Here is a 10,823-nt window from a genome sequence, read left to right as displayed (position 1 = left end):
GATCGACACCGTCTGGCGTTGGGCCAGAGGGTGGTTGCGGTGCACCGCCACCACCAAAGGGTCAGTGCCCAGTATCCGCCGCACCAACCGCGCGTCCTCCACCCATTGCGACGACGCGGCAATATCCACCCGGTAATCCTCGAGCATTTCCAGCACCTGCTGCGAGTTGCCGATCTCCACCGCCACTTCAACCTGCGGCAAGCGTTCGCGATAGATCTTGACCAGGTCGAGAATGTAGTAAGGCGCAGTGGCCGCAATGCGCAGGCTGCCCTGGGCCTGACCACTGTTGCGCAGCTCGAACTCGATGTCGGCTTCCTGCTGCAGCAGCGCCTTGACCATCGGCAGCAGGCGTAAGCCCTCCTCGCTCAACACCAGGCGCCGCCCGCCGCGGTAGAACAACTCCACTGCATACTGGCCTTCCAGGCTGCGGATCTGCGTGGTCACCGTGGGCTGGCTGAGGCCAAGCTTCTTCGCCGCCTGGGTGATGCTGCCCAGACGGGCCACCATGTAGAAGGCCTTCAGCTCGGAACTCAGCATGCACGTCCTCTATTTGCGCAAAAGGCGCAAGCCGTTGAACACCACCAGCAAGCTCACGCCCATATCAGCGAACACCGCCATCCACATCGTGGCCATGCCGGCAAAGGTGATCGCCAGAAATATCGCCTTGATGCCCAACGCCAGAACGATGTTCTGCATGAGGATCGCCGCACTTTGGCGCGACAGCCTGACGAAGGCCGGGATTTTGCGCAAGTCATCGTCCATCAGCGCCACATCAGCCGTCTCGATGGCGGTGTCGGTGCCGGCAGCAGCCATGGCAAAACCGATTTCGGCGCGGGCCAGCGCCGGGGCGTCGTTGATGCCGTCACCGACCATGCCTACCCGATGGCCTTGGGCGTACAACGCCTCAATGGTTTTCAGCTTGTCGGCCGGCAACAGGTTGCCCTCGGCGCGGTCGATCCCCACCACGGCGGCAATGGCCTGCGCAGTATGCGGATTGTCACCGGTCAGCATGACAGTCTTGATACCCAGTTGATGCAATTCGGCGATCGCCTGACGGCTGCTGTCCTTGACCGTGTCGGCCACGGCGAACAGTGCCAGAGGGCCGGATCGGTCGAGCAGCAGGACCACGGTCTTGCCCTGGCGCTCCAGCGCATCAAGCTGGGCCTCCAGCGCTGGCGAACACAGCCCCAGTTCCTCGACCAGGCGGTGGTTGCCCAAGTGGTAGACCTCACCGGCGATGACACCACGCACGCCACGCCCGGCCAGGGCGGCGAAGTCACTGACCTCGCTCAAGGCCAGGCCTTGCTGCTTGCCGAACTCGGCAATGGCGCGGGACACCGGGTGGTCCGAACGCTCGCCCAGGCTGGCCGCCAAGGCTTGCGCACGGTCTTCGAACAGCGGCGCCAGCACCTTGGCGTCAGTCTGCACCGGCTTGCCATGGGTAATGGTGCCGGTCTTGTCCAGGGCCAGGAAATCCAGGTGGCGGCCACCCTCCAGGTACACGCCACCCTTGATCAGGATGCCTTTGCGCGCAGCGGCGGCCAGGCCACTGACGATGGTCACCGGGGTCGAGATCACCAGCGCGCAGGGGCAGGCCACCACCAGCAGCACCAAGGCGCGGTAAACCCAGTCGAACCAGGCGCCAGCCATGAACAGCGGGGGCAACAGCGCCACGGCCAGGGCAATGGCGAATACCACCGGGGTGTAGATACGCGAGAAACGGTCGACGAAGCGTTGGGTAGGCGCCCGCGCGCCCTGCGCTTCCTCCACAGCCTTGATGATCCGCGCCAGGGTCGACTGCCCGGCAGCGGCGGTGACGCGAAACTCCAGCGCCCCCGCCTGGTTGATGGTGCCAGCGAACAGCTTGTCACCCACCCCCTTCTCCACAGGCAGGCTTTCGCCGGTAATCGGCGCCTGATCGACGCTGGATTGCCCGCTGGTCACTTCACCGTCCAGGCCGATGCGCTCACCGGGGCGCACCCGCACCAGTGCGCCGATGGCCACCTCACGCACTTCCAGCTCGCGCCACTGGCCATCGGCCTGCTGCACCGTAGCCATGTCCGGGGTCAGCTGCATCAACCCGCCGATGGCATTGCGCGCACGGTCCAGCGAGCGCGCTTCGATCAGTTCGGCAACGGTGAACAGCACCATCACCATAGCCGCTTCCGGCCACTGGCCGATCAATACGGCCCCCGTCACGGCAATACTCATCAGCGCATTGATGTTGAGGTTACGGTTTTTCAGGGCAATCCAGCCCTTCTTGTAGGTACCCAGGCCGCAACCGAGGATCGCGGCAAGCGCCAGTCCCGCTACCACCCACTCAGGGGCCAGTGCAGCAAAGTGCACGATTTCGGCGGCGATCGCGGCGACGCCCGACAATGCCAGTGGCCACCAGCGGGCCTTGGCCGGTTGTGGCACGCTGGCGCTGCCGTCGTCCTGGGCGGCAATCGGCTCGGCCTTCATGCCCAGGCTGTCGATAGCCCGCTCGATATCGGCGGTGCCGTCCAAGGTATGGCGCACGCCAAGCACGCGGTTGATCAGGTTGAATTCCAGCTGTTCGATACCGGCCAGCTTGCTCAGTTTGTCCTGAATCAGGGTCTGCTCGGTGGGGCAGTCCATGGCCTCGATGCGGAAACGACTGAGTTGTGCCTGGGCACTGGCCGTTTCGCTCAGTTGCACCAGCGGCGGCGCGGTTTTGGCGCCGCAGCAGCTGTGGCCGTGGGCAGCATGGCCATGGTCGTCATCACCATGAGCGTGATCGTGCGGATGCTTGTGTTCGTGGCTGACAGGCTGGTTCATGGGGTCATCCTTAAATTGAGCCTGTTGCCAAGTGAACACCCTGTAGCCACTATAGGGTCAAGCCACTTGCTGGAGATTTCGTGATGAAGATCGGAGAACTGGCCAAAGCCACCGACTGCGCGGTGGAAACCATCCGCTACTACGAGCGTGAAAACCTGCTGCCAGAGCCGGCGCGCAGCGAGGGCAACTACCGGTTGTACACCCAGGCCCATGTGGAGCGGCTGACCTTCATCCGCAACTGCCGCACGCTGGACATGACCCTGGACGAAATTCGCAGCCTGCTACGCCTGCGCGACAGCCCCGACGACGCGTGCGGCAGCGTCAATGCGCTGATCGACGAGCATATCGAGCATGTTCAGGCGCGGATCGATGGCTTGGTGGCATTGCAAGAGCAGCTGGTGGAGCTGCGGCGGCGGTGCAACACGCAGGGGAGTGAATGCGCGATCTTGCAGCAACTGGAGACAAACGGGGCGGTATCGGTGCCGGATACCGAACATTCGCATGTGGGGCGGAGTCACGGGCACTGAGCCAAAAGCTTCGCGGGTGAACCCGTTCCCCCAGGGACCGCGCACGACTTAGGCCTGTGCAGTACCCTGTGGGAGCGGGTTCACCCGCGAAGAGGTCAGTTCACACAATGGAGATCTATCAGACCGCCATCGGCGCTGTCATGGGCGCATGGTGCTCATAGCCTTCCAGCCAGAAATCACTCGGTTCGATCTTCTCCAGCCACTCCGGCTCGTATTTACCAGTCTCGGCAAACGACGGCACACGGTCGCTGATCACCAGCTTCGGCGCTTCCAACGGCTCGCGCTTGAGCTGCTCGTTCAGCATGTCCAGGTGGTTTTCATACACATGGGCATCGCCGATGAAGTAGGTGAACCAGCGCGGTGTATAGCCGGTCAGGCGGCCAAACAGCGACAGCAGCGCCGCGCCTTCGGTGAGGTTGAACGGCGTGCCCAGCCCCAGGTCGTTGGAGCGGATGTAGAGGGTCAGGGAAATTTCCCTGGTCTCGACATTCGGGTGGAACTGGTACAGCAAGTGACACGGTGGCAGTGCCATTTCGTCCAGTTGCGCGCAGTTCCAGCCGTGGAACAGGATGCGGCGGCTACCCGGGTCGTTGGCGATGGTGTCCAGGCACTGGCGCACCTGGTCGATCGCCTTGTACAGGATGACGAACGCGACGCCGTCCTCTTCGTCCTGGGCAATGCGGCGGAAACCGGCTTGCTCGGCCATTTCGATGGCCGCCGGGTTGCTCAGCGGGATGCGCTTGTAGCCCGGCCACTGGCGCCATTGCACGCCATAGATCTCGCCCAGGTCGTCATGGCCCTGACGGAACGGGTTGGCCAGCCACTGGGCGTTTTCGTTGGCGTTCTGGTCCCAGACCTTGCAGCCCAGCTCGCGGAACTCACCGGCGTTCTTCACGCCACGCAGGAAACCGACCATTTCACCGATCGCCGACTTGAACGCCAGCTTGCGCGTGGTAATGGCCGGAAAGCCCTTCTGCAGGTCGAAACGCAGCATCGCGCCCGGCAGGCTGATGGTGCGGATGCCGGTGCGGTTTCCCTGCAACGTGCCGTTATCAATGACGTCGCGGACCAGGTCCAGATACTGTTTCATGGCTTACCTGTAGCAAAAACGGCAGGGGGATCGCCCCTGCCGTGGGATTAATCAGGCGGGTTTCGCCGTGGGCTTGCGATTATAAGCCCACCAGATCAGACCGAGGCCAGCCAGGATCATCGGCACACAGAGAATCTGACCCATGGTCAGCCAGCCCCAGGCGATGTAACCCAGCTGAGCATCCGGCACCCGCACGAATTCGACGATGAAACGGAAGATACCGTAGAACAGCGCGAACATGCCTGACACCGCCATGGTCGGCCGTGGCTTGCGCGAGAACAGCCACAGGATGACGAACAGCGCCACGCCCTCAAGGGCGAACTGGTACAGCTGCGACGGGTGGCGCGGCAACTGGGCCGGGTCGCTGAACGGCGGGAAGATCATCGCCCATGGCACGTCGGTGGGTTTGCCCCACAGTTCGGCGTTGATGAAGTTGCCGATACGCCCGGCACCCAGGCCAATCGGCACCAGCGGGGCGACGAAGTCCATCAGCTCGAAGAACGACTTGTTGTTGCGCTTGCCGAACCACAAGGCCGCCAGCATCACGCCGATGAAGCCGCCGTGGAACGACATACCGCCTTTCCATACCTCGAAGATCAGCGTCGGGTTGGCCAGGTAGGCGTGCAGGTCGTAGAACAGCACATAGCCCAGGCGCCCGCCGACAATCACCCCCATCGACAGCCAGAACACCAGGTCGGACAGCTTCTCGCGGCTCCAGGTGGGGTCGAAGCGGTTCAGCCGGCGTGAGGCCAGCAGCCAGGCACCGCCGATGCCGATCAGGTACATCAGGCCGTACCAATGGATTTTCAGCGGCCCGATGGCCAAGGCCACGGGGTCTATCTGCGGGTAAGGCAGCATGGAACTTCCTCTCGATTCAAATCAAAAAGCTGAGGCCAACACAGAACAGCAGGGCTGCGAACAGGCGTTTCAACAAACGGGGCGACAGCTTGTGCGCCAGGCGCGCGCCGAAGCGGGCGAAGAACATGCTGGTCACGGCAATGCCGACCAGCGCCGGCAGGTACACGTACCCCAGGCTGTGGGGCGGCAGGTGCTCCTCGTGCCAACCCAGCAGCATGAAGCTCAGGGCACTGGCTACAGCAATCGGCAGGCCACAGGCCGATGACGTGGCCACTGCCTGCTGCATGGGCAGGCTACGCCAGGTAAGGAACGGCACCGTCAGCGAACCACCGCCAATGCCGAAAATGGCCGAGGCCCAGCCAATCACGCCACCTGCACCGATCAGCCCAGGTTTGCCGGGGACGCCACGGCTGGCCTTGGGTTTGAGGTCAAGGGCCATCTGCGCGGCGATGACCAGGGCGAACACACCGATGATCTTCTGCAGCAGTGGGCCCTGGATCAGCGAAGCGGTCTTGGCACCGACACCGGCCCCCAGGAGGATGCCGATGGTCATCCAGATGAAGATCGGCCATTGCACCGCCCGCTTGCGGTGGTGCTCCCGCACGGCGTTGATCGAGGTGAAGACGATGGTGGCCAGTGACGTGCCAACGGCCAGGTGGGTCAGCACCGAAACGTCGAAACCCTGCAGGGTAAAGCTGAACACCAGCACCGGCACGATGATGATGCCGCCGCCCACGCCGAACAGCCCGGCCAGCACACCGGCACAGGCGCCCAACAACAGATAGAGCACGAATTCCATTCGGCATCCCCTAGAAATCAATCCGGCATGGTAACGGAAGCCGGGCTCGGGGCTCTAGTGAACTCTGTGTCAGGATGGATCCGCATCGTTCCTGTGGGTACAGTGACAAAAAAACACAGAGGCCCAACCTATGTGCCTGATCGTATTTGCCTGGCGGCCGGGGCACGCCCTGCCGCTGATCGTGGCGGCCAACCGCGACGAATTCTATGCCCGCCCCACTCAGCCCCTGGCGGCCTGGGAGGATGCACCTGGGGTGCATGCCGGGCGCGACCTGGAGGCAGGCGGTACCTGGCTGGGCGTAGGCCCACAGGGGCGCTTTGCCGCGCTGACCAACATCCGCGACCCGGGCCAGGCGCAGGGGCCCCGCTCGCGGGGTGAGCTGGTGGCGGCGTTTCTGCAGGGCGAGCTAGGGGTTGAGGCTTACCTGGACCAGGTGACCAGCCGTAGCGGGCAGTACTCGGGGTTCAACCTGCTGGTGGGTGATGGGCAGCAACTGGGTTATCTGCATGCCCGTGAGGCCACGCCGCGCCTGCTGAAGGCTGGGGTTTACGGGCTTTCGAACGCCGGGCTGGATACACCGTGGCCGAAGCTGGTGAAGGCACGTGACGGGCTGGAAAACCTGCTGGACACGCCGGAGCCGCACAGGCTGCTGGCTTTGCTCGCGGATAACGAGCCCGCGGCTGATGGTGACCTACCCGAAACAGGCGTGGGGTTGGCAACCGAGAAGTTGCTATCGAGCGTCTTCATCGCCAGCCAGAATTACGGGACCCGGGCGAGCACAGTGCTGATTGTGGATGATCAGGGGCAAAGGCGGCTGGTTGAGCGCAGTTTCGGGCCTTTTGGCGGGCATTTGGGGGAAATTGAGTTGTTGGCCTGAGCATCTGATGTTGTCTGTTCGGGCCTCTTCGTGGGTAAACCCGCTCCTACCACGGATTTGGACACACATCTGGGGTTGGACGCAGGCCGTTGTAGGAGCGGGTTTACCCGCGAAGAGGCCGGACCTGCTGGCCAATCTCCACCACCCGTTCACCGTTGCCGCCGCCATCGTATTCGCGGGTAAACCCGCTCCTACAATAATCGGGTGACACACATCGAGGGTTTAGGCGCAGGCCGGTTGTAGGAGCGGGTTCACCCCCAAAGAGGCCGGGACAGGCCGCATCACCCTCATAAGGTTTTGTTAGCCCCAGGCCCAATCATCCGCGCCAACCCAAGGTTCTTCAGGGCCAGCTGCAGCGAGCTGTGGATAACCTGCGGGTTGTCATGGCTCAAGGCCTCGGCCAGCAGTTCCTTGGCCTTGCCCATATTGATCTGGCGCAGCATCCACTTGACCTTCGGCAGGTTGGTGGCGTTCATCGACAGGCTGTCGAAGCCCATGGCCATCAACAGGACCGCTGCCGCCGGGTCACCGGCCATCTCGCCGCAGATGCTCACCGGCTTGCCTTCGCCATGGGCGTCGCGCACCACCGTGTTCAGCGCCTGCAGTACCGCCGGGTGCAAGTAATCGTACAGGTCGGCGACCCGCGGGTTGTTGCGGTCCACCGCCAACAGGTACTGGGTCAGGTCGTTGGAGCCTACCGACAGGAAGTCCACCTGCCGCGCCAGCTCCTTGGTCTGGTACACCGCCGCTGGGATTTCCACCATCACACCCACGGGCGGCATCGGTACATCGGTACCTTCGTCACGCACTTCACCCCAGGCACGGTGGATCAGGTGCAGCGCCTCTTCCAGCTCGTGAATGCCGGAAATCATCGGCAGCAGGATGCGCAGGTTGTTCAGGCCCTCGCTGGCCTTGAGCATGGCGCGGGTCTGCACCAGGAAGATTTCCGGGTGGTCGAGGGTGACGCGGATGCCGCGCCAGCCAAGGAACGGGTTTTCTTCCTTGATCGGGAAATACGACAGTGCCTTGTCACCACCGATGTCGAGGGTACGCATGGTTACCGGCAGTGGGTGGAAGGCCGCCAGCTGCTCACGGTAGATGGCCAGCTGCTCTTTCTCACTGGGGAAACGCTGGTTGATCATGAACGGCACTTCGGTGCGGTACAGGCCTACCCCTTCGGCGCCGCGCTGCTGGGCACGGGCCACGTCAGCGAGCAGGCCAGTGTTGACCCACAGGGGCATGCGGTGGCCGTCGGGCGTGATACACGGAAGTTCGCGCAGTGCATCCAGCCCTTGGGCCAGCTGGCGTTCCTCCTCGACCACTTCGCTGTACTGCTTGCGCAGCACTTCGCTGGGGTTGGTGAACACCTCGCCCTTGTAGCCATCGACGATCAGTTCAATACCGTCGACTTTGGAGTATGGCAGGTCGACCAGGCCCATCACCGTGGGGATGCCCATGGCACGCGCGAGGATGGCGACGTGGGAGTTGCCCGAGCCGAGTACCGAGACCAGGCCGACCAGCTTGCCTTCCGGCACTTCACCGAGCATGGCCGGTGTCAGTTCCTCACTGACCAGGATGGTGTTGTCGGCATACACCAACGACTGCGAGCGCGCTTCCTGCAGGTAGGCCAAAAGGCGGCGCCCCAGGTCCTTGACGTCGGAGGCACGCTCACGCAGGTAGTCGTCGTCCATCAGCTCGAAGCGGTTGACGTGCTCACCAACCACCTGGCGCAGGGCGCCCTGGGCCCACTGGCCGGTCTTGATGACCTCGGTCACCTCACCGCCCAGGGCTGCGTCTTCAAGCATCATCAGATAGACGTCGAACAGCGCACGCTCTTCCGGGCGCAGCTGGGTGGCCAGTTTGGCCGACAGCTTGCGCATGTCGTCGCGCACACCTTCCAGGGCGTTCTGGAACAGCTTGAGTTCGGCGTCGATGTCATCGACGGTCTTGTCCGGGACCACTTCCAGGTCGGCCGGCGGCAACATCACCACCGCACGCCCCACCGCGGCACCAGGCGAACCCGGCACACCCACGAAGCGCGCTTCCTGAATACCTTTGCCCTGACGGCCCAGGCCACGGATCGAGCCGGTAGCCTCGGCGTGGGCGATAACCCCGGCAAGCTGGGCGCTCATGGTGACCAGGAAGGCTTCCTCGCCCTCGTCGAACTGGCGGCGCTCCTTTTGCTGGATGACCAGTACCCCGACCACACGGCGGTGGTGGATGATCGGCGCACCCAGGAAGGAGGCGAATTTCTCTTCGCCGGTTTCGGCAAAGTAGCGGTAACGCGGGTGGTCGGCGGCGTTTTCCAGATTCAGCGGCTCTTCCCGGGTACCGACCAGGCCAACCAGGCCTTCGTTGGGGGCCATGCTGACCTTGCCGATGGAGCGCTTGTTCAGGCCTTCGGTCGCCATCAGCACGAAGCGGTTGGTTTCCGGGTCGAGCAGGTAGACCGAGCAGACCTGGCTGCCCATGGCTTCCTTGACGCGCAAGACAATGATCCCCAACGCCGACTTGAGATCTTTGGCGGAGTTTACTTCCTGGACGATCTTGCGCAGCGTATTGAGCATGGCTCGGGGTCGAACTCCGTCGTCAGTCGCGCGTCAACAGACGCGGTGCTAGCTCTTTCAGGGCGCGCCGGTACACCTCGCGCTTGAATGTCACAACCTGGCCCAGCGGATACCAATAGCTCACCCAGCGCCAGCCGTCGAACTCCGGCTTGCCGGTCAGGTCCATCCGCACCCGTTGTTCGTTGCTCACCAGGCGCAGCAGGAACCACTTCTGCTTCTGGCCGATGCACAGCGGCTGGCTGTGGGTACGTACCAATCGCTGGGGTAAACGATAACGCAACCAGCCACGGGTGCAGGCAAGAATTTCTACATCGTCGCGTTCAAGGCCAACTTCTTCGTTCAGCTCGCGGTACAGGGCGTCTTCCGGCGTCTCGTCAGGGTTGATACCACCCTGGGGGAATTGCCAGGCATCCTGGTTGATCCGTCGAGCCCATAGCACCTGCCCGGCATCATTCGTGAGAATGATCCCGACATTGGGGCGAAAACCATCCGGGTCGATCACGGCAGCAACCTCGCAAACGCATGTCAACGCATTGTTCCACAAAGCTTGCGAGCGCAGCAACGCGCCCGCCAAGCTTATGTGCAGCTGCGTGAAAACTCCGTATTCTGCGGGCCTACCCTGTGGCTGATGCGAGTGACCGCGATGCGCCTGGCTTTATTCGACCTGGACAATACCCTCCTCGGTGGCGACAGCGACCATGCCTGGGGTGACTATCTTTGCGAGCGCGGCATTCTCGACCCGGTCGCCTACAAGCAACGCAACGACAGCTTCTACCAGGATTACCTCAATGGCACCCTGGACCTGCAGGCCTACCTGGCCTTTTCAATGGAAATCCTGGCGGCAACACCCATGCCCCAGCTCGACGAATGGCACCGCGACTTCATGCGCGACTGCATCGAGCCCATCGTCCTGCCCAAGGCCCTGGCCTTGCTGCAGCAGCACCGCGAGGCGGGCGACCAGCTGGTGATCATCACCGCTACCAACCGCTTCGTCACCGCACCGATCGCCCGGCGCCTGGGGGTGCGGGTGTTGCTGGCAACCGAATGCGAGGTGCGCGACGGCCGCTACACCGGGCGTAGTACCGATATACCGTGTTTCCGTGAAGGCAAAGTGACGCGGCTGGAACGCTGGATGCTGGAGAACGGCTTTGATCTTGAGGACAGCTACTTCTATAGCGACTCGATGAATGACCTGCCGTTGTTGCAGCGGGTGACGCATGCAGTGGCAGTGGACCCGGCCCCGGACCTGCGGGCCGAGGCGGATAAGCGTGGGTGGCCGGTGATCTCGCTGCGGGATTGAGGTTTT

The 10,823-nt window shown here is 63.1% G+C and carries 10 protein-coding genes; 3 read left to right on the top strand and 7 right to left on the bottom strand.

The window, feature by feature from the left end; translation table 11 throughout:
- Positions 1–537: LysR substrate-binding domain-containing protein (locus tag AC3WLP_RS24560; protein WP_146039864.1), on the bottom strand; the 537-nt coding region annotated here is incomplete at its 3' end.
- Between the two features lie 9 nt (positions 538–546).
- Entirely contained in the window at positions 547–2,799 is a 2,253-nt protein-coding gene (locus AC3WLP_RS24555) for a heavy metal translocating P-type ATPase (RefSeq protein WP_017148011.1), read from the bottom strand.
- 83 nt (positions 2,800–2,882) lie between these two features.
- Between AC3WLP_RS24555 and cadR the strand changes: the two genes are divergently transcribed.
- Positions 2,883–3,326: a cadmium resistance transcriptional regulator CadR gene (gene cadR / locus AC3WLP_RS24550; protein ID WP_003249034.1), complete on the top strand. Its 444-nt coding sequence runs from the start codon at positions 2,883–2,885 to the stop codon at positions 3,324–3,326.
- 118 nt (positions 3,327–3,444) lie between these two features.
- Here cadR and AC3WLP_RS24545 read toward each other — a convergent pair whose 3' ends face one another.
- Genes AC3WLP_RS24545 through AC3WLP_RS24535 form a run of 3 tightly spaced genes read right to left on the bottom strand, consistent with a single transcriptional unit; the run spans position 3,445 to position 6,073 of the window.
- On the bottom strand, positions 3,445–4,416 hold the full coding sequence (locus AC3WLP_RS24545; protein WP_003249029.1) for a thymidylate synthase: 972 nt from the start codon (positions 4,414–4,416) through the stop codon (positions 3,445–3,447).
- A 51-nt stretch (positions 4,417–4,467) separates the two neighbouring features.
- Entirely contained in the window at positions 4,468–5,274 is an 807-nt protein-coding gene (gene lgt / locus AC3WLP_RS24540; protein ID WP_003249027.1) for a prolipoprotein diacylglyceryl transferase, read from the bottom strand.
- A gap of 16 nt (positions 5,275–5,290) precedes the next feature.
- On the bottom strand, positions 5,291–6,073 hold the full coding sequence (locus tag AC3WLP_RS24535; RefSeq protein ID WP_088512587.1) for a sulfite exporter TauE/SafE family protein: 783 nt from the start codon (positions 6,071–6,073) through the stop codon (positions 5,291–5,293).
- Between the two features lie 130 nt (positions 6,074–6,203).
- On the opposite strand from AC3WLP_RS24535, the gene AC3WLP_RS24530 reads away from it, so the two are divergent.
- On the top strand, positions 6,204–6,950 hold the full coding sequence (locus AC3WLP_RS24530) for an NRDE family protein (protein WP_012054015.1): 747 nt from the start codon (positions 6,204–6,206) through the stop codon (positions 6,948–6,950).
- Between the two features lie 287 nt (positions 6,951–7,237).
- Here AC3WLP_RS24530 and ptsP read toward each other — a convergent pair whose 3' ends face one another.
- Together ptsP and AC3WLP_RS24520 are read right to left on the bottom strand one after the other, a co-directional pair.
- Positions 7,238–9,517 (bottom strand): phosphoenolpyruvate--protein phosphotransferase, encoded by a 2,280-nt coding sequence (gene ptsP, locus AC3WLP_RS24525; RefSeq protein ID WP_088512588.1) that lies wholly within the window; start codon positions 9,515–9,517, stop codon positions 7,238–7,240.
- A gap of 22 nt (positions 9,518–9,539) precedes the next feature.
- Complete coding sequence (locus AC3WLP_RS24520; RefSeq protein WP_003249017.1) at positions 9,540–10,019, bottom strand: RNA pyrophosphohydrolase; 480 nt, start codon at positions 10,017–10,019, stop codon at positions 9,540–9,542.
- A gap of 141 nt (positions 10,020–10,160) precedes the next feature.
- Here AC3WLP_RS24520 and AC3WLP_RS24515 point away from each other — a divergent pair, with 141 nt between their 5' ends.
- The gene (locus AC3WLP_RS24515) at positions 10,161–10,817 is read left to right on the top strand and encodes a histidinol-phosphatase (protein ID WP_012054017.1); all 657 of its coding nucleotides are present in this window, start codon (positions 10,161–10,163) and stop codon (positions 10,815–10,817) included.
- The last annotated feature ends 6 nt before the right edge of the window (positions 10,818–10,823 follow it).

Source organism: Pseudomonas sp. FW305-E2 (genome assembly GCF_058782925.1).
Note: the sequence above shows the minus strand (reverse complement) of the source record. Positions and strands in the feature narration are given on the sequence as shown.

Bases quoted from the DNA above. Each gene is read 5' to 3' on its own strand.
- AC3WLP_RS24555 (WP_017148011.1), bottom strand. From the start codon at position 2,799: ATGAACCAGCCTGTCAGCCACGAACACAAGCATCCGCACGATCACGCT.
- cadR (WP_003249034.1), top strand. From the start codon at position 2,883: ATGAAGATCGGAGAACTGGCCAAAGCCACCGACTGCGCGGTGGAAACC.
- AC3WLP_RS24545 (WP_003249029.1), bottom strand. From the start codon at position 4,416: ATGAAACAGTATCTGGACCTGGTCCGCGACGTCATTGATAACGGCACG.
- lgt (WP_003249027.1), bottom strand. From the start codon at position 5,274: ATGCTGCCTTACCCGCAGATAGACCCCGTGGCCTTGGCCATCGGGCCG.
- AC3WLP_RS24535 (WP_088512587.1), bottom strand. From the start codon at position 6,073: ATGGAATTCGTGCTCTATCTGTTGTTGGGCGCCTGTGCCGGTGTGCTG.
- AC3WLP_RS24530 (WP_012054015.1), top strand. From the start codon at position 6,204: ATGTGCCTGATCGTATTTGCCTGGCGGCCGGGGCACGCCCTGCCGCTG.
- ptsP (WP_088512588.1), bottom strand. From the start codon at position 9,517: ATGCTCAATACGCTGCGCAAGATCGTCCAGGAAGTAAACTCCGCCAAA.
- AC3WLP_RS24515 (WP_012054017.1), top strand. From the start codon at position 10,161: ATGCGCCTGGCTTTATTCGACCTGGACAATACCCTCCTCGGTGGCGAC.